The following is an 18,087-nucleotide window of genomic DNA, read 5'->3' on the forward strand; positions in this document are numbered from 1 at the left end:
GATAGAAGGGTTCCGTGGCTTCCAGCCCCCTCGAAGAAACAGCAGAAACAGCAAACTCGGTCAGCACGGTGAGCGGCGCCGGACGCGCCGGCCGCCGGCCGGACCACACCGCCGCCGACGGCCATGACGTCATCCAGGTCCGCGGCGCCCGCGAGAACAACCTGACCGGCGTCTCCCTGGACATCCCCAAGCGGCGGCTCAGCGTGTTCACCGGGGTCTCCGGCTCCGGCAAGTCGTCCCTGGTCTTCGACACCATCGCCGCCGAGTCGCGGCGGCTCATCAACGAGACCTACACGGCGTTCATCCAGGGGTTCATGCCGAGCCTCAACCGCCCGGACGTCGACGCACTGCGCAACCTGAGCGCGGCGATCATCGTCGACCAGGAGCGGATGGGCTCCAATGCCCGCTCCACCGTGGGCACCGCCACCGACACCCACACCATGCTGCGGATCATGTTCAGCCGCGTCGGCACCCCGCACGTCGGGCCGCCCTCCGCCTTCAGCTTCAACCGCGCCGAGGGCATGTGCCCGGAGTGCGAGGGCCTGGGCAAGGTCTCCGACATCGACGTCGACGAGCTGGTCGACCGGGAGCTGTCGCTGAACGACGGGGCCATCAAGGTGCCCGGGTTCGCGGTGGACACCTGGTACTGGCAGCTCATGGCGCTGTCGGGGTTCTTCGACCCGGACGTCAAGCTCAAGGACTACACCGCGGACCAGTGGGAGGACTTCCTCCACAAGCCGGCCACGAAGGTCAAGATCGGCTCCAACAACATGACCTACGAGGGGCTGATCACCAAGGTCCGGCGGATCTATCTGGCCAAGGACCGCGAGTCGATGCAGCCGGGGGCCCGCGCGTTCGCCGACCGGGCGGTCAAGCTGACCCGCTGCCCCGCCTGCGGCGGCGCGCGCCTCAACGAGGCCGCGCGCACCGCGACCATCGACGGGCGCACCATCACCCAGTGCTCGGCCATGCAGATCAGCGACCTGGCCGAGTTCGTCGGCCAGATCCGCGACCCCTCGGTCGGGCCGATGCTGGACTCCCTGCGCGAGACCCTGGAGTCGCTGGTCGGCATCGGCCTGGGGTACCTGAGCCTGGACCGGGAGTCCTCCACGCTGTCGGGCGGCGAGGCGCAGCGCGTGAAGATGGTCCGCCACCTCAACTCCAGCCTCAGCGACGTCACCTACGTCTTCGACGAGCCCACCGCCGGGCTGCACCCGCACGACATCCAGCGGATGAACGAGCTGCTGCTCCAGCTGCGCGACAAGGGCAACACGGTGCTGGTCGTCGAGCACAAGCCGGAGACCATCGAGATCGCCGACCACGTGGTCGACCTCGGCCCCGGCGCCGGCACCGCCGGCGGCCGCGTCTGCTACGCGGGCGACCTTCCGGGCCTGCGCCGGTCCGGCACCCTCACCGGCCGCTACCTGGACCACCGCGTGCGCCTGCGCGAGAAGGTCCGCCCGCCCGCCGGGCACCTGCCGATCACGGGCGCGTCCCTGCACAACCTGCGGGACGTGAGCGTCGAGATCCCCCTCGGCGTGCTGACGGTCGTCACCGGCGTGGCCGGGTCGGGCAAGAGCTCGCTCATCCACGGGTACGTCGCCGGGCGTGACGGCGTGGTCGTCGCCGACCAGTCGCCGATCCGCGGCTCGCGCCGTAGCAACCCGGCCACCTACACCGGGGTGCTGGACCCGATCCGGACGGCGTTCGCCAAGGCCAACGGCGTCAAGCCCGGCCTGTTCAGCGCGAACTCCGAGGGCGCCTGCCCGGCCTGCAAGGGCATCGGCCTGATCTACACCGATCTGGCGATGATGGCCGAGGTCGCCTCGGTGTGCGAGCAGTGCGAGGGCCGGCGCTTCACGCCGCAGGTGCTCTCCTACACCCTGCGCGGCAAGAACATCAGCGAGGTGCTCGCCATGCCGGTGGCCGAGGCCCGCGACTTCTTCACCACCGGCCAGGCGCGGGTCATCCTCGACCGGCTCGCGGCGGTGGGCCTGGGCTACCTGGGGCTCGGGCAGCCGCTCACCACTCTGTCCGGCGGCGAGCGCCAGCGGCTCAAGCTCGCCATCCACATGGCCAGGAACGGCACGACCTACGTCCTGGACGAGCCGACCACCGGCCTGCACCTGGCGGACGTGGACCAGCTGCTGGAGTTGCTGGACCGCCTGGTCGACGACGGCAACACGGTGATCGTCATCGAGCACCACCAGGCGGTGATGGCCCACGCCGACTGGATCATCGACCTCGGCCCCGGGGCCGGGCACGACGGCGGGCGGGTCGTCTTCTCCGGCACCCCCGCCGACCTGGTCGCCTCGGGCACGACCCTCACGGCCGTGCACCTGCGCGACTACGTCGACCAGACCTGAGCCGACCGGACCCGGCCGTCCCGGTCCGGGCGGCACGCGTGGGCCTGTCACGCCACCGGGCGCGGCAGGCCCACGCGTGCGCGTCCGGTGCCGGCGCGGCAGGTGGTCACGATGACCCGACACAGCGTTCGCGTCACCCCACCGGCAGGACCTGGGGCCCGCGCTCACGTGGGCAGGGGACGGTCGTTCACCACGTGCTTCATCACCAGGGTGGAGTTCAGGCGTTGCACGCCCGGCAGCGCCGACAGGATGTCGTCCTCCAGGCGCTGGTAGGCGCCCAGGTCGGCGGTGACGATGCGCAGCAGGTAGTCGGGGTCGCCGAACAGCCGCTGCGCCTGCACCACCTCCGGCACCCGCGCCACCGCCGCCTCGAACCCCAGCAGGGTGTCGCGGTCCTCCTGGCGCATGGTGACGAACACCAGTGCCTGGAACCTCAGGCCGAGGGCGTCGGCGTCCACCACGGCCCGGTACCCGCGGATCGCGCCGCCGCGCTCCAGCTCCCGCAGCCGGCGGTGGCACGGCGAGACGCTCAGCCCGACCCGCGCCGCCAGTTCGGTGATCGTCAGACGGCCCTCCTGCTGGAGCACGGCAAGAATCTTCCGATCAATGCGGTCCATACGGAAGATGCTTCCACGAACGGTCGCTTCTCGGGCGAAAGTTGGAAGCACTTTCGAGGAGATCGGGCCTATTCTTCCGATCAAGCCGAGGTTGGGGGGACGTTCGTGGCCGCCGCTTCCGTGTTCGCCTTCTGGGCGGTCGCGCTCCTGCTCATCGTCGTCCCGGGCGCCGACTGGGCGTTCACCATCAGCGCCGGACTGCGCGGCCGTCCGGTCTACCCGGCGGTGAGCGGGCTGGTCGTCGGCTACGCGGCCGTCACCCTCGTCGTCGCGGCCGGAGTCGGCGCGCTGGTCGCCCGATCGCCGGCCATCCTCACCGGACTGACCCTGGTCGGCGGCCTGTACCTGATGTGGCACGGGGCGAGCACCTTCGCCCGCCCCTCGGCCCCGGGCACTCCGGCGGCAGGCCCGGCCGGCACCGACTGGGACACCTTCGTCAGGGGCATCGGCGTCAGCGGTCTCAACCCCAAGGGCCTGCTCGTCTTCCTCGCCCTGCTCCCCCAGTTCACCGACCCGCACGGAGCCTGGCCCGTCGCCGGGCAGATCCTGGTCCTCGGGCTGGCGTTCATGGCCACGTGCGCCGTCTTCTACCTCTGCCTCGGCTCGGTCACCCGCACCGTCCTGCACGGCCGCCCCGCCGCCGCCCGCGTCATCGGCCGCCTGTCCGGAGCCGCCATGATCGGCATCGGCGCCTGGCTGCTCGTCGGCCACATGCTCACCTGACGCGACCGCCCCTCACGCGGGCCCGCCTCGGTGATGGTCTGCGGGATGGCGCATTCGAGCGGCCCCTGCGTCCCGTTCTCGGAACCGATGCCGGACTGCCCGTGCCCGGCGAAGGGGACGTGGGGCGTGAGGTGCCGCACCCCGTCGGCCGGACGGCGGGGGCAGGGCGGGCGGTTCATGCGACGGCCGCGTCCCACAGGTCGGTGCTGCGGGAGCGGACGAGGGCGCCGATGCGGGCGAGGGCGTCGGCGGCGGGCCGGGGATCCAGGCGGCGGCCGTCTCGCAGGCGCAGCGCCACCTCGCCGGTGGCGGCCTCCTTGGCGCCGATCACCGCCTGGTAGGGGACCAGACGGGCCTCCCGGACGCGGGCGCCCAGGCTGCCCCGCCCGGGACCGGCGACCTCGGCCCGCAGCCCGAGCTCGGCGCATCGCCGCGCGAGCGCCGCCGCGTCCGGCAGCTCGTCCTCGGTGATCGGGAGGATCACCACCTGGGTCGGGGCGAGCCAGGCGGGGAAGGCGCCGCCGTGGCGCTCGATGAGGTGGGCGACGGCCCGCTCGACGCTGCCGATGATGCTGCGGTGCACCATGACCGGCCGGTGCCTGGCGCCGTCCGCGCCGATGTAGTGCAGGTCGAACTGCCGGGGCTGGTGGAAGTCGACCTGGACGGTGGACAGGGTCGACTCCCGCCCGGCGCCGTCGGCGACCTGGATGTCGATCTTCGGCCCGTAGAACGCCGCCTCCCCCTCGGCCGCCTCGTACGCCACGCCCGAGCGGTCCAGGACCTCGGTCAGCAGGACGGTGGCGCGCTCCCACATCTCGGGCGCGGCGACGTACTTACCCCCCGGCCCCGGCAGGGAGAGCCGGTAACGGGCGGCGTCGATGCCGAGCGCACCGTACGCGCGGCGGATCATCTCCAGGGCCGCCCGCGCCTCCTCGGCGACCTGGTCCAGGGTGCAGAAGATGTGCGCGTCGTTGAGCTGGATGGCGCGTACGCGGGTCAGCCCGCCGAGCACGCCCGACGGCTCCGAGCGGTACATGCCGCCCAGCTCGGCCATGCGCAGCGGCAGCTCGCGGTAGCTGCGGGAGCGCGAGCGGTAGATCACGGCGTGGTGGGGGCACAGGCTCGGCCGCAGGACGACCTGCTCGGACCCGAGGTCCATCGGGGGGAACATGTCGTCGCTGTAGTGGGACCAGTGCCCGGAGATCTCGTACAGCTCCCGTTTTCCGAGCACCGGCGAGTACACGTGCCGGTAGCCGGCCCGCCGTTCGGCGTCGCGGATGTACTCCTCCAGGGTGTGGCGCACGATCGCCCCGTCGGGCAGCCAGTAGGGCAGCCCCGCGCCGATCAGCGGGTCGGTGTCGAACAGGCCCAGCTCGCGGCCGAGCTTGCGATGGTCGTGCATGGTGGTCTCCTCGCGGGGTGCCGGGCGAGTGACCACAAGCCGAAGCCCCGGGGCACTCGCCCCGGGGCTTCGGACTCAGACTGTGTCAGCGCGCCGGGACAACCTCCGGCGTCGTCGTCATGGCAGCGCGCTTCATGCCGCCAACGGTAGCAGAGCGGTCCGCCGCGCACGCGCCCTTTCCGGGTCTCCCGGTCCGCTTCAGGAGTGTCAGGAGTGCCCGCCTCCCGGCCCCGGCCATTCTATTAGCGCTGTTATATTAGTGCTGTGACATATTTGGACCCGACCGCGTCACCCGGACGGTGGGACGCGCTCCACGCCATGCTGGCCGCCCTGGACGCCCAGATCGAGACCGTGTACGCCGAGCGGGGCATCGAGGGCGTCCGTCCCCGGTTCGCCTACCCGTTGATCCGACTCGCGCATACCGGACCCCTGACGATCCGCGAGCTCGCCGAGTCCCTGGGCCGCTCCCACTCCGCGATGAGCCAGACCATCTCGGCGATGCGGCGCGAGGGGCTGGTCGATTCCGAGCCCGGCGCCGACGCCCGTACGCGCCGCGTCACCCTCACCGGCCGGAGCCGTGCCCTCATCCCCTTCCTCGAGGCCGAGTGGCGCGCGACCGAGGCCGCCGTGGCCGAGCTCGACGAGGAGGTGCCGCACGCGCTCAGCGCCGTCGTCACCGAGCTGACGCGCGCCCTGGAGCGGCGGCCCATGCGCGACCGCATCCTCGCCCACCTCGTCGAGCCCGCCGCCGGGCCGGCGCGGACGGACACCTCCGCGCCGATCGACCCGTCCTCGTGACCTGGCGCGAGCGGCTCGTCGACCTGCGTCCCCTCCGTGCCAGCCGGCCGTTCCGCGACCTGTGGATCGGCTCCTCCCTCGCCGGGATCGGCGCGCAGATCGCCTCGGTCGCCGTCCTGCTCCAGGTCTGGGAGCTGACCCGCAGCCCGGTGTGGACCGGCGGCATCGGCCTCGCGACGGCACTGCCCATGCTGGTGTTCGGGCTGGCCGGCGGGGCGCTGGCCGACGTCGTCGACCGCAGGACGATCGTCCGGGTCACCACCGCGGGCCACGTCCTCATGGCCGCGGCCCTGGTCGCGCAGGCCGCCGCGGGCAACCGGTCGGTCGTGCTGCTGCTCGTCCTGGTCGCCGCCCAGTCCGGATGCGCGGCGCTCGGAGCCCCCGCCCGGCGCACCTTTCCCGTCCGGCTGCTCCCCCCCGAGCAGGTCACCGCCGGGCTCGCGCTGCACAACATCGCCTTCCAGACCTCCATGCTCGTCGGCCCGGCCCTCGCCGGCATCGTGCTCGCGCAGTGGCGCTACCCGGCCGCGTACGCGATCCAGGCCGTCGCCGACATCGCCTCGCTGATCGCCGTGATCCGGCTGCCGTCGATGCCCGCCGTGGACTCCGACGACGACCGGCGCCCCGCGCACCGAGGCCGCGAGAAGGGACGATTTGAAGACGCACGGCCCGGAGAGGGACCACCCGAGGACGGACGCCCCGGGAAGGATCCGCGCCGGCGCCGCGGCCCGGCTCCGGGCGGATGGCGGATCATCGTCCGGCGTCCCGTCCTGTGGGGCGCCTTCGCGACCGATCTCGCCGCCACCGTCCTGGCCATGCCGGTCGCGCTGTTCCCGCTGATCAACGAGATCCGCTTCGGAGGCGGCCCGCAGACCCTGGGGCTGTTCCTGTCGGCGATCGCGGTCGGCGGGCTCGGGGCCGGGCTGCTGTCCGGGACGGTCACCCGTCTGCGCCACAGTGGCCGTGTCCAGCTCGTCGCCGCCACGACGTGGGGCCTGGCCCTGGCCGGATTCGGGCTGGCCGGGCCGCTGTGGCTCGCCCTCGGCTGCCTCACCGTCGCCGGCGCCGCCGACACGATCGCCGTGGTGACCCGAGGCGGCATGGTCCAGCTCGAGACCCCCGACCGCTACCGCGGGCGTGTCTCCTCGGTCGAGCACGTCATCGGCCTCGCCGGCCCCGAGATCGGCAACTTCCGCGGAGGGCTTCTCGCCTCCCTGACCTCGGCCCCCGTGGCGCTCCTGATCGGCGGCCTGTCCGCCGCGTTCACCGTCATCACCGTCGGCCTGCTCAACCGCCCTCTACGCGACCACCGCCTGCCGTCCCCGCAGTCGTTCCGACCCCAAGGACGAGCACCTACCGGACCAGGGAGCGACACCAATGCCGGCACATGGGCGAACACGCCCGCTGCGGCCGGCGGGCGTCCAAGGCCGCCAACGGGGAAGGGCTGATCTGCCGGACCTGCTGCGAGAAAGCCACGCGCGCATCTACGGGCATCCGCCCCGGCTTCAGAGCCGAGGTCATGACGATCCGCCTTGCCTGGGAGCCGGGGCCAGGGGGAGGCGCATGACGAGCCGGGCGCCGCGGGGGCTGTCCTCGGCGGTCAAGGTGCCACCGTGGAGCTGGGCGATCTGCCGGGCGATCGGCAACCCGAGCCCGGTGCCGCCGGGGTCCCTCACGCGCGAGGCTTTCAAGCGCGCGAACCGCTTGAAGATGACCTCCCGCTGCTCGGGGGCGATGCCCTCGCCGTCGTCGCATACCAGGAGCACCGCGGTGCCGGGGTGGAGCTCCAGGGTCACGGTGATCGCGGATTCGGCGTGCCGTTCGGCGTTGTCCAGCAGGTTGTTGAGCAACCTGGTCAGGCCGATCCGCTCGCCGTCCACGTTCACCCCGGGGGTGAGGTGCTGGTGTACGGGGACCTTGCGTGGCTGCCGGTCCAGCTCGCGCTGCACCAGCTCGGTCAGGCTGATCGCTTCGCGGTTGCCGGTGACGCCCGTGTCCAGGCGGGCGATCTGCAGCAGGTCGCCGATGAGGGCCTGCATGCGCTCCACGCTCTCTAGCAGCGCGTTCGCGGTCCGCAGCCAGTCGGCGTGGTGCGGGTCCATCAGCGCCTCCTCGATCTGCGTGCGCATGGCGGTCAGCGGGGAGCGCAAGTCGTGGGAGGCGTCGGAGGCGAAGTCGAGTTGCTGCTGGACCGCCGACTGGGTCCTATCCAGGGTCCGGTTCACGGTCTCGACCAGATCCCGTAGCTCGTCGCGGTACCTGGGCGCCGGCACCCGATGGCCAAGGTCGCTGGCGGTGATCCGGGCGAGGTTACCGCTGATGTCGCACACCGGCTCCAGAGCCTTGCTCACAATCCGGTAGCTGCCCGCGGCGGTGACCCCGACCAGGAGCGCCCAGCCGGCGACGAGCGGGACCAGCAGCTCCGAGTTCACGTACCAGGGGACGCCGGGAGCGGCCATCAAGAGCTCCCAGACGCCGTCATGGCGGTGAAAAGGATAAACGAGCACGATCCTGCACCGGCCGGGGAACACCTGCCCGTCGCAGGTGTGGGTGACGGCGAACGCGTCGACATCAGGATGCACCTGCGACATGAGCGGCCTGCCGGCCATATCAGGGGTGGCGGTGGCCACGACGCCGGCCGGGTCCACTATCTGGATCGTCTGGTCGGGGGCGCGTTTCGCCAGATCAGGTATCTGCAGGCGCGCCTGACTACCCATGGTCACCGCGCGGGCCAAGAGCTGCTCGAACCCGTGGTCGATGGCCGCCTGCCGCATCATCACCACCATGAACATGGCCATGGCCGTGCACAGGAGCGCCATGACGAGCCCCGCCAGCACAGCCAAGCGGCACCGAATAGAGCAACGGTGCCACCTGCTCACTCTGATCACCGCCCTTCGTGACCAGATGCACCGAAACAACCCCCAAACGATCTCTCACCGGATCTGAGGCAATGTACGACCAAAACATGGAAAGGGTTGACAGCACTACCCAAAAGCCCGCCGCGCCCGAGCTCCCCGCACCGCCGCCCTCCGGCAACTGGTTCTCCAAGCCCCCGCTCCCGGCACGTCGGCGACGTCCAGGGCGACCAGCTCGGCGACGTGCATCCCGGAGTAGAACAGCAACAGTCCGACGGCGCGGTCGCGGGCGAGCCGGCGGGTCTCCACGGCGCGCCGCCCGCCGACCCGGGACCTGGCGACCTTGTGCGGCAGGCCAGGCCACGGGTTCGGTCTCCGGAAACTCGTCTTGTTGCTGGCTCTGAGCGCCCTCGCCAACTTCGCCTCCGCCAGCCGGTGGGAGAACTTCCTGATGGGCCCGATCGGACTCGCCCTGTCGTTCCTGTGCCTGCTCGTGGCGCGTCGGCCCGGTCCACTCCCCTGTCTGATGATGCCCAGCCCGCGCGTTGCAGGCGGGTGACGACACGATCCTGACCGATCGGCGTGCTCGGCTCATGGAGTCGGGGGTGGCGTGCCGGGTGCGCCGGTTGCGGCGTTGGCGTAGCGGCGGGCCAGGTGCGCGAAGGCGTCCTTGAGCTCGGCCGGGCCGACGACCTCGATGTCGGCGTCGAACCTGCCGATGGCGGCTGCCAGGCCGGGCCATGACCACGAGCCCAGGACGAGCCGGCAGCGGTCCGGGCCGAGTTCCTCGACGACTCCGTCGCGGGTGTGGCGGGACACGACGGCGGCGGGCAGGTCGAGGATCACCTCGCCGCGGCAGGGCCAGTCGCCTGAGCCGTCGGAGCCCCGGAACCTGCCGGCCACGAAGGCGGCCACCTCGCCTCCGGGCAGCTCGCGGGGGGTGAAGCGGGGCCCTGTAGGGGTGCGCGGGGTGATCCGATCGGCGCGGAAGGTGCGCCAGTCCTCGCGGTCGAGGTCCCAGGCGACGAGGTACCAGCGCCCGCCCCAGGTGACGAGGTGATGGGGCTGCACCCGGCGCGGCGGGGTCTGCGCGCCGTCGTCGTCCGCCCCTCGCGCGGATGCGGCGGATGCGGCGGGTGCGGGGGTGTAGTCGAAGCGCAGCACCTGGCGGGCGTGGACGGCGGCGCTGAGCGCCAGCAGCACGCCGCTGTCGGCCTGGGGGTCCGGCCGGGCGGCGGGCCGCTCGACGGCGGTGACCTGCAGGGTGTCGATCCGGCGGCGCAGCCGTGCGGGCATGACCTGCCGGACGGTGTTCAGCGCGCGCGCCGCGGCCACCTCGATGCCGGCACCGATGGTGGCGGCGATCTGCAGTGCGATGGCCAGGGCGACGGCCTGCTCGTCGTCGAACAGCAACGGGGGCAGCTCCGTGCCCGCCCCGAGCCGGTATCCGCCGTCCGGCCCCTTGAAGGCCACTATGGGATAGCCGAGCTCGCGCAGGCGATCGACATCACGGCGCACGGTGCGCGGGCTGACGTCCAGCCGCTCGGCCAGCAGCGCCCCCGGCCAGTCCCGGCGCGCCTGGAGCAGCGAGAGCAACGACAGCAGTCGCGCGGAAGTCTTCGGCACGAACCCATTCTGCCCGCAGAAGCGGCCACTCACTGGCCGCTTCTCCTGCGACTGTGGTCACCGAGCAGGGCAGGCAAGGCGATCCTCGTGATCGTCGGCGGCGGGCTACGTAGCTCCCGCCGTCACAGCCGACCGCCCCTGGGGCCGACACGCCCTGTGGGCCGTTCGGGACGCGTAGGACCCGCCCCAGTGAAGCGAATCAAGAGGCAAGGAGCCCATTCATGTCCGTCAACGCTGTGACCCACCTGAACTTCCGGGGCGACGCCCGCGAGGCACTCGAGTTTTACCGGTCCGTGTTCGGCGGGCACGTGGTCATGGTCACCTACAAGGACGCCGGAAACATCCAGGACCCCTCCGAGGCGGACCAGGTGATGTGGGGCCAGGTGGCCGCTGACAGCGGTTTCCGCGTGATGGCCTACGACGTGCCCTCGCGCATGCCGTGGAACCAGGGCGAGAACGCGTTCTTCGTCTCGCTCCGCGGCCAGACGACCGAGGAGGTCACCGCGTACTGGGAGAAGCTGTCCGCCGGCGCGACGGTCGTGCAGCCGCTCGGGCCCGCGCAGTGGGCGCCCCTCTACGGAATGCTGAACGACCGGTTCGGCGTCACCTGGGTCGTGGACGTCGTCAGCGAATACGACGCGGGCTGACCACCAAAGTCCCGATGACGAAGACCAGCGCGTGAATGGCGTGCGCACCACCGTGGCCGACCAGGGGCGGGCGCTGGCGTTGTTCCTCTCCGACGACGACGGCCACCGCGTACAGATCGCCGCGTCCCCCGGCTGAGCGCCGCACCCGCGAGCCGCTTGACCTGAGCACGGGATGGGCATCCCCACGCCGGGCGCCCTCGGCGGCGCAGCCGCGGGTGCGGCGCTCACGCGGCCGGCGGCCAGTTCCTGAGGACGGTGTCGAGGGCGTCCAGGGTCCTGGACCAGGAGGCTTCCACGTCGCGAGGGTGGCGGCTGAACCCGCCCGCCGTCTCCAGGGTCACGTACCCGTGGAAGGTGCTGTGCATCATCCGTACCGCGTCCGTCTGGTCGGGCTCTGACAGTTCGTATCCGCGCAGTATCGCCCGCGTCATCTCCGCGTGCCGGCGCCCCGCGCTGGTGGCCAGCCTCTCTGAGTCAAGCTCGATCTGCATCGCGGCGTACCTTCCCGGATGCGCTTTGGCGTAGTCCCTGTAGGCGTTCGCGAAGGCCACCAGCGCGTCCTTGCCCGCGCGGCCGGCCAGGGCGGCGGCGGCCCTGTCGGCGAGCTCCGCCAGGGCCAGCACCGCCACTCTCACCCTCAGGTCCTGCGCGTCCTCGATGTGCGAGTACAGGGCCGCCGGCCTGACGCCGAAGCCGCGCGCGAGCGCCGAGACGGTGACGTTCTGAAAGCCGATCTCGTCGGCCAGGTCCGCCGCCGCCCGGGTCAGGCGTTCGGCGGTCACTCCCGCCCGTGCCATGTGCCGCCCTTCTCGCTTACTTACAGGCTTTAAGTATTTGCATAATACCCGTAAGGAAGTTAGCCTCCCCGCCCATGAGACCTGTCACCGAGCACGACATCCGCACGTCTTTCGTGAACTGTTCCAAGGGAGAGGCCAAGCGACTCGACCTCCCCAGGGATCTCGCGCAGCACCCCTGGGACGACCTCGACTTCCTCGGATGGCGAGATCCGGGTGCGCCCGAACGCGCCTATCTGGTCGCCGAGCGCGACGGCCCCCTCGTGGGAATCGCGCTCCGGGTGACCTCCGGAGCGTCCCGCGGGTTCACCTCGCGCAGCATGTGCTCGATGTGCCTGACCACGCACACCAGCGGCGGCGTGGCGCTGATGACCGCCCGCCGGACCGGCGAGGCCGGTCGGCAGGGCAACTCGGTCGGGCAGTACCTGTGCGTCGACCTCGCCTGCTCCCTCTACACACGCGGGAAGAGGGAAGCCGCCGGGGGCGGGGTCATCGACGAGTCCCTCACCGTGGAGGAGAAGGTCGCCCGTATCCGGGCCAACCTGCACTCCTTTCTGGACAAGGTGGTCGAGTGACCAGGCCGGACCGTCCCACTCACGGGGGGTGGAGCCCTCAGCTCGCCGCTCGCTTCACGAGTGTGCCGATCCTCGCCTCGTTGTCGGCGGTCAGCTCCGTCAGCGCGAAGGCGGTCGGCCACATGGTGCCGTCGTCGAGGCTCGCCACGTCGTTGAAGCCCAGGGTCGCGTACCTCGACTTGAACTTCTGCGCGCTCTGGAAGAAGCAGAGCACCTTGCCGTCCTTGGCGTAGGCGGGCATGCCGTACCAGAGCTTCGGTGAGAGGGCCGGCGCGGCGGCCTTGATGATCTCGTGCAGCCGCTCGGCGATGACCCGGTCCGCTTCGGCCATCTCGGCGATCTTCGCGAGCACGTCGCGCTCCCCGTCCGCCTTGGCGTTGCCCGGGCTGCGGCGCGCGGCCGTCTTCAGCTCCTGGGCGTGCTCCTTCATCGCGGCTCGTTCTTCGGCGGTGAACCCGTCGAACGCCTTGCCGGCCGCGGTGGTGCTCTTGGTGGTCTTCCGGGTTTCGTTCATGGTGGGAATCTCCTTGTCTGCGGGTCTTGGCAGGGGCGGCCGGCTTGCACAGGGCGGCCGCCGTCGTGGCGGCCTCTCCGGCGTCGCTGTGAAATCTCACGGCGATGAGGAGAGCGGTCCCCGGCCACGGTACGTGCACGCCGCCCGGGGACCGGCACGCCCCACCCCCACGCGCCGGCGATCTGCCGGGTCGTGGCGTTGAGCCGGTTGAACAGGTTGGTGACGCCGATCATCAGGACGATCGCGGCCAGCTGCTTCTCGTCGAAGTAGGTGGCGGCGGTGTCCCAGACCTCGTCGCTCACCGCGTCGGCGCGGTCGCGCGGGACACGGGCCTCAGCTCGTCGTCACTGTCGCGCTACCTCAGCGGTCAGACGGTGCCGCCCTGGACGGCGGTGATCGCGCTGTGCCGCCTCCTCAAGCGCGATCCCCGCCCGCTGCGGCCGCTGTGGGAACGGGCTTCGAACCCGCTGCCGGCGCCCCCGAAGACCAGCCGCCAGGTCCAGGCCCCGTCGCCACCCGCCGGGGCGCCGCGTCCGCCCCGCAACGATCTGCCGCGCGACGTGCCCGACTTCACCGGACGCGAGGCCAAGCTCGCCGCCGTGCTCGCCGCCGTGCTCGCCGCGGTGGACGGCAGCCGGGTGGTCGCCGTCGACGGCATGGCGGGCGTCGGCAAGACCTGCCTGGCGGTGCACGCCGCGCACCGGCTCGCCGCCGCCTACCCCGACGCCCAGCTCTACGTGGACCTGCACGGGTTCACCGCCGGGCGGGAACCGCTCGATCCCGACCCCGCGCTGCGGACATTGCTCGCCGCCCTCGACGTGCCGTCGGAAAAGATCCCGCAGGAGGGTGGCATCGAGCCGGGCTGGGACACCGCGAGGAGGCGGCGCGGCTGGCCCGCACGGTGCTGGACATCCCGCACGCCGACCCCGCCTGGCCCCCCACGCTGACGGCCCGGATCACCCTCGGCGTGGCCATCGCCCACGAGGAACCCGACGAGGCGATGGAGCACCTGGAGCGGGCGCTCGCGCTGGCCCGCGAGGACGGGCACAAGCACAACGAGGCGTGGTGCCTCAACTGCCTGGGCGTCGCGCTGCGGCAGATGGGCCGGTACGAGGAGGCGCTCGCCGGCCACCGCCAGGCGTTCGCGCTGCTGGACGAGTTGTTCGAGGAACACTGGAAGATCCATTTTCTCAACGGCTACGCCGGGACCTGCCGGCTGGCGGGCCTGCCCGAGAAGGCCCTGCGGCTGCATCGGCCGGCGCTGGAGCTGGCCCCGAAACTGGGGTATCGGTACGCGGAGGCGCCGGCCCACGAGGGAATCGCCGCCGTCCTCGACGAGACGGCCCCGCCCGCGGCCGCCGAACACCGGGCTGCCGGGCAGGCCATCCTGCAGGAGCTCGGACCAGGGACCTGATCAGAGGTGTCCGTCTGTGAAACAGCGCGGCCGTTCCGGGATCGTGACCACCGCGCCATGCGCGGTCGCCGGGCGTTCGGCGGCCGACGTCAGGAGCTCGTGAGGATGACGAGTTGCCGGGTCGCCCGGGTCATGGCGACATAGCGGTCGACCGCTCCTTCGACGCCCTTGCCGAACTCCTCTGGGTCGATGAGGACGACCAGGTCGAACTCCAGCCCCTTCGACAGCTCCGGGGTCAGCGACCGGACGCGGGACGTCGACCGGAACGTGGGATCGCCGATGACGCAGGCGACCCCCTCGGCGTGCTCGGCGAGCCAGGTGTCGAGGATCGAGCCCAGCTCCGAAGTGGATCCGTGGACGACGGGGACGTCGCCGCTGCGGATGGAGGTCGGCACGTTGGCGTCCGGGAGCACGGCGCGGATGACCGGCTCGGCCTCCGCCATGATCTCTTCCGGCGTCCGGTAGTTGATGCTCAGGGAGGCCAGGTCGATCCGGTCGAGCCCGATCCGCTTCAGCCGTTCCTGCCACGACTCGGTGAACCCGTGCCTGGCCTGGGCACGGTCCCCCACGATGGTGAAGCTCCGGGACGGGCAGCGGTACAGCAGCATCTGCCACTCCGCGTCGGTGAGTTCCTGCGCCTCGTCCACGACGATGTGCGCGAACGGGCCGGCGAGCCGGTCCGGTTCGATGCCGGGCGGTTCGGTCTCGTCGACCAGGGCGTCCTGGATGTCCTGTCCGCGCAGCATCGTCACCAGACCCTCACCGTCGTCATCGGCCTCGAGCAGATTGTCGACGACCTTGGCCATGCGCGCGCGTTCGGCGGCGACAGAGGCGTCATGCCGGCGCCTGTGCCGTGACGCCTCCGGGTCGCCGAGCCGCTGCCGTGCCGCGTCCAGGAGCGGCAGGTCGGACACCGTCCAGGCCTGGGCCTCATCGCGCTGCAGCTTCCGAACGTCGTCGAGGCTGAGCCAGGGAGCGCACATCCGCAGGTAGGCGGGTACCGACCACAGGTCCCCGACCAGGTCGGCCGCTTCGAGCAGCGGCCACGCGCGGTTGAAGGTCGTGAGCAGCTCCCTGTTCTGCAGCAGCGACTTGCGGATCAGGCCGGCCGGTGCGTCGCCGTCGTGCTTGTCCACCAGGATCGTGAGCAGTTCCTTCCAGATCCGGTCGCGCGCCTCGTTGTGCGGCGTACCGGGTTCCGGTGCTTCGAACGCCTCGGCCCAGTCGTCGGCGCTCAGCCAGACGTCGGACCAGTGGGTCGTCACCGTCATCCCTTTGGTGGGCGGGTTCTCGTAGAACCTGACGGCCGGCTCGATCGCCTTCACCAGGTTCGCGGACGACTTCAGGAGGGCCACGTCCGGGTCGGCCTCGATCGCCGCTGTGGCTCCCTCGGCGACGAGGTCCCGCAGGGTGCAGGTCTGCACGCCCTCCTCTCCGAGGCTGGGGAGGACGTCGGCGACGTAAGCCAGGTAGGGCTGGTGCGGACCGACGAACAGCACGCCGCCCCGGCGGTGACCGAGGCGAGGGTCGGAGTAGAGGAGGTAGGCGGAGCGGTGCAGGGCGACGACGGTCTTCCCCGTACCCGGACCGCCGTCGACGACGAGAGCGCCGCGGGATCCCGCGCGGATGATGGCGTCCTGGTCGGCCTGGATGGTGCCGAGCACGTCCCGCATCCGGGGCGACCGGCTGCCGCCCAGGCTGGCGATGAAGGCGGACTGGTCGTCGAGCGCGGCGTGCCCGACCAGCCCGTCCGAGGTGAACACCTCGTCCCAGTAGTCGCTGATCCGGCCGCGGGTCCAGCGATACCTGCGGCGGCTCGCCAGACCCATCGGGTTGGCGTGGGTGGCGCCGAAGAACGGCTCGGCCGCGGGCGAGCGCCAGTCGAGCAGCAGCCGGCGGCCCGCGCTGTCCGTAAGGCCGAGTCGTCCGACGTACACGGGCTCGGGGTCGTCCGCGCTGACCATGTGTCCGAGGCACAGGTCCAAACCGAAGCGACGCAGCGCGCGCAGGCGAGCGGTCAGCCGGTGGATCTGCAGGTCCCGGTCCAGCGCCTGCCGGCCTCCGCCGCCGGGCGCCCTGCGCTCGGCGGCGAGGCGGCCGGACAGGTCGGCGATCGACTGCTCGAGGCTCTCCGCGATGGCCGCGAAGTGCCGCTCATCGCCGGCGATCAGCGTCTGGTCGGCCTTGGCGGTGAGGTGGCCGGGAAGGTCGAACGCGCTGGTGGTCAGGGGGTTCACGTCATCGGCTCCGATCTGCGGTTGTCTGCGACTCCCGGCCGGCCACGTCGGGCAGCAGCCTCGCGGCCACCCCCGCCCCGTCGGTGCGGATCGTGCCGGCCACGGCGGTCGTTCGGGCGCGGGTCCCGGGGGTCAGGGCCGTCCTGAGCGCGGCCGACAGGGACTCGGTGGGTGGAGCCGGACCGTCGTGGGGCGTCCAGGTCCCACAGCACCCGGTTGTCGGTCACCTCCGGCGGGAACGGCGGGCCCGGATACGCCGGCGGTGGGTGGTGCGGCGACGGCGGGGTGAGCTGCCGGAAGGTCACGGACACGGAGCGGATGCCCGGTTTCTCGGCCACCGAGCGCGCGCCGGCCGCGGCCGGCATCATGCCGGTCGCCACCAGCGCGTCACATCCCTCGGCCGCCTCGGTCACCGGGTCGAACTGGCCGGCGATCGACTCGGCCGCGCGCCGGGGCAGGTCCGAGGACGACGGCGGCACCCCGGTCGTCAGCGTGCGCGCCGATGGGCCGACGGGCACCATCGGCACGCCGGCACCGGCGGGCCGCTGGGCGAAGTCCTCGTCCGACGGGGCGCATATCCGCGGGTCGCGCATGGACCGTCAGACTTCGTCGACGCTGCTCGGCTCACGCCGGGACAGGTCGATGCCGAGCTCCTCCGCCGCGCGGAAGACGTCCTCGTCGGTGTCGCGCATCTCGATGGACATGCCGTCGGTGGAGAGCACCTCGACGTTGAGGCACAGCGACTGCATCTCCTTGATGAGGACCTTGAAGGATTCGGGAATTCCCGGCTCGGGGATGTTCTCGCCCTTGACGATGGCCTCGTAGACCTTCACCCGGCCGAGGACGTCGTCGGACTTGATGGTCAGCAGCTCCTGCAGCGCGTACGCGGCGCCGTACGCCTCCAGCGCCCACACCTCCATCTCGCCGAAGCGCTGGCCGCCGAACTGGGCCTTACCGCCGAGCGGCTGCTGGGTGATCATCGAGTACGGACCGGTCGACCGCGCGTGGATCTTGTCGTCGACCAGGTGGTGCAGCTTCAGGATGTAGATGTAGCCGACCGCGATCGGATACGGGAACGGCTCACCACTGCGGCCGTCGAACAGCCGGGCCTTGCCGCTGCGCTGCACCAGCCGATCCCCGTCGCGGTTGGGGACGGTGCTGTCGAGCAGCCCGATGATCTCTTCCTCGTGGGCGCCGTCGAAGACCGGGGTGGCCATGTTGGTGCGCGGCTCGACCTTTTCGAAGCCCTTGTCGCGCAGCCGCTCGGCCCAGGCCTCCTGGATGCCGGAGATGTCCCAGCCGCGGGCGGCGATCCACCCGAGGTGGGTCTCCAGCACCTGGCCGACGTTCATACGGCCGGGCACGCCCAGCGGGTTGAGGATGATGTCGACCGGGGTGCCGTCCTCGAGGAACGGCATGTCCTCGACGGGCAGGATCTTGGAGATGACACCCTTGTTGCCGTGACGGCCGGCCAGCTTGTCGCCGTCGGTGATCTTGCGCTTCTGCGCCACGTACACGC

At 71.6% G+C, this 18,087-nt stretch carries 18 protein-coding genes; 8 read left to right on the plus strand and 10 right to left on the minus strand.

What is annotated here, in order from left to right; translation table 11 throughout:
• Positions 1–68: 68 nt before the first annotated feature.
• Complete coding sequence (locus DQ384_RS28865) at positions 69–2,366, plus strand: ATP-binding cassette domain-containing protein (RefSeq protein ID WP_114032018.1); 2,298 nt, start codon at positions 69–71, stop codon at positions 2,364–2,366.
• Positions 2,367–2,530: 164 nt separating this feature from the next.
• On the opposite strand, the gene DQ384_RS28870 is transcribed toward DQ384_RS28865, so the two are convergent.
• The gene (locus tag DQ384_RS28870) at positions 2,531–2,983 is read right to left on the minus strand and encodes an Lrp/AsnC family transcriptional regulator (protein WP_114032019.1); all 453 of its coding nucleotides are present in this window, start codon (positions 2,981–2,983) and stop codon (positions 2,531–2,533) included.
• 105 nt (positions 2,984–3,088) lie between these two features.
• Between DQ384_RS28870 and DQ384_RS28875 the strand changes: the two genes are divergently transcribed.
• Entirely contained in the window at positions 3,089–3,706 is a 618-nt protein-coding gene (locus DQ384_RS28875; RefSeq protein ID WP_114032020.1) for a LysE family translocator, read from the plus strand.
• A 175-nt stretch (positions 3,707–3,881) separates the two neighbouring features.
• Here the strand turns inward: DQ384_RS28875 and thrS are convergent, their stop codons facing one another.
• A complete protein-coding gene (gene thrS / locus DQ384_RS28880; RefSeq protein WP_281274124.1) occupies positions 3,882–5,144 on the minus strand; it encodes a threonine--tRNA ligase in 1,263 nt (420 codons plus the stop codon).
• 228 nt (positions 5,145–5,372) lie between these two features.
• On the opposite strand from thrS, the gene DQ384_RS28885 reads away from it, so the two are divergent.
• Together DQ384_RS28885 and DQ384_RS28890 are read left to right on the plus strand one after the other, a co-directional pair.
• Entirely contained in the window at positions 5,373–5,906 is a 534-nt protein-coding gene (locus DQ384_RS28885; RefSeq protein WP_220183190.1) for a MarR family winged helix-turn-helix transcriptional regulator, read from the plus strand.
• A complete protein-coding gene (locus DQ384_RS28890; RefSeq protein WP_114032023.1) occupies positions 5,903–7,354 on the plus strand; it encodes an MFS transporter in 1,452 nt (483 codons plus the stop codon). Before DQ384_RS28885 ends, DQ384_RS28890 begins: the two co-directional genes overlap by 4 nt.
• A 69-nt stretch (positions 7,355–7,423) precedes the next feature.
• Here DQ384_RS28890 and DQ384_RS28895 read toward each other — a convergent pair whose 3' ends face one another.
• The 3 genes from DQ384_RS28895 to DQ384_RS28905 form a co-directional block, all read right to left on the minus strand.
• A complete protein-coding gene (locus DQ384_RS28895; protein WP_245966857.1) occupies positions 7,424–8,743 on the minus strand; it encodes a sensor histidine kinase in 1,320 nt (439 codons plus the stop codon).
• Positions 8,744–8,890: 147 nt separating this feature from the next.
• Positions 8,891–9,178 (minus strand): hypothetical protein, encoded by a 288-nt coding sequence (locus DQ384_RS43190; protein WP_245966852.1) that lies wholly within the window; start codon positions 9,176–9,178, stop codon positions 8,891–8,893.
• A 174-nt stretch (positions 9,179–9,352) separates the two neighbouring features.
• Positions 9,353–10,387: a helix-turn-helix transcriptional regulator gene (locus DQ384_RS28905; RefSeq protein ID WP_114032050.1), complete on the minus strand. Its 1,035-nt coding sequence runs from the start codon at positions 10,385–10,387 to the stop codon at positions 9,353–9,355.
• Between the two features lie 221 nt (positions 10,388–10,608).
• Between DQ384_RS28905 and DQ384_RS28910 the strand changes: the two genes are divergently transcribed.
• A complete protein-coding gene (locus DQ384_RS28910; protein WP_114032024.1) occupies positions 10,609–11,034 on the plus strand; it encodes a VOC family protein in 426 nt (141 codons plus the stop codon).
• A 224-nt stretch (positions 11,035–11,258) separates the two neighbouring features.
• Here the strand turns inward: DQ384_RS28910 and DQ384_RS28915 are convergent, their stop codons facing one another.
• Positions 11,259–11,831, minus strand: a complete 573-nt coding sequence (locus DQ384_RS28915; RefSeq protein ID WP_114032025.1) for a TetR/AcrR family transcriptional regulator — start codon at positions 11,829–11,831, stop codon at positions 11,259–11,261.
• Between the two features lie 74 nt (positions 11,832–11,905).
• Here DQ384_RS28915 and DQ384_RS28920 point away from each other — a divergent pair, with 74 nt between their 5' ends.
• A complete protein-coding gene (locus DQ384_RS28920; protein ID WP_114032026.1) occupies positions 11,906–12,403 on the plus strand; it encodes an FBP domain-containing protein in 498 nt (165 codons plus the stop codon).
• A 37-nt stretch (positions 12,404–12,440) separates the two neighbouring features.
• Here the strand turns inward: DQ384_RS28920 and DQ384_RS28925 are convergent, their stop codons facing one another.
• Positions 12,441–12,917, minus strand: a complete 477-nt coding sequence (locus DQ384_RS28925; protein WP_114032027.1) for an iron chaperone — start codon at positions 12,915–12,917, stop codon at positions 12,441–12,443.
• Positions 12,918–13,021: 104 nt separating this feature from the next.
• On the opposite strand from DQ384_RS28925, the gene DQ384_RS43205 reads away from it, so the two are divergent.
• Together DQ384_RS43205 and DQ384_RS43210 are read left to right on the plus strand one after the other, a co-directional pair.
• A complete protein-coding gene (locus DQ384_RS43205; protein WP_342769463.1) occupies positions 13,022–13,864 on the plus strand; it encodes a helix-turn-helix domain-containing protein in 843 nt (280 codons plus the stop codon).
• Positions 13,819–14,331: a tetratricopeptide repeat protein gene (locus DQ384_RS43210; RefSeq protein WP_245966853.1), complete on the plus strand. Its 513-nt coding sequence runs from the start codon at positions 13,819–13,821 to the stop codon at positions 14,329–14,331. The genes DQ384_RS43205 and DQ384_RS43210 overlap by 46 nt, the downstream gene beginning before the upstream one ends.
• 89 nt (positions 14,332–14,420) lie before the next feature.
• On the opposite strand, the gene helR is transcribed toward DQ384_RS43210, so the two are convergent.
• The 3 genes from helR to DQ384_RS28955 form a co-directional block, all read right to left on the minus strand.
• On the minus strand, positions 14,421–16,568 hold the full coding sequence (gene helR / locus DQ384_RS28940; RefSeq protein WP_114032028.1) for an RNA polymerase recycling motor ATPase HelR: 2,148 nt from the start codon (positions 16,566–16,568) through the stop codon (positions 14,421–14,423).
• Positions 16,565–17,161 (minus strand): hypothetical protein, encoded by a 597-nt coding sequence (locus tag DQ384_RS28950; protein ID WP_220183191.1) that lies wholly within the window; start codon positions 17,159–17,161, stop codon positions 16,565–16,567. The genes helR and DQ384_RS28950 overlap by 4 nt, the downstream gene beginning before the upstream one ends.
• A gap of 6 nt (positions 17,162–17,167) precedes the next feature.
• Positions 17,168–18,087 (minus strand): DNA-directed RNA polymerase subunit beta (locus DQ384_RS28955; protein ID WP_484378261.1); only part of this gene is annotated, 920 nt, incomplete at its 5' end.

Origin of the sequence: Sphaerisporangium album, from assembly GCF_003323745.1 — a bacterium.
In the GTDB taxonomy this organism is placed as follows: Bacteria; Actinomycetota; Actinomycetes; order Streptosporangiales; family Streptosporangiaceae; genus Sphaerisporangium; species Sphaerisporangium album.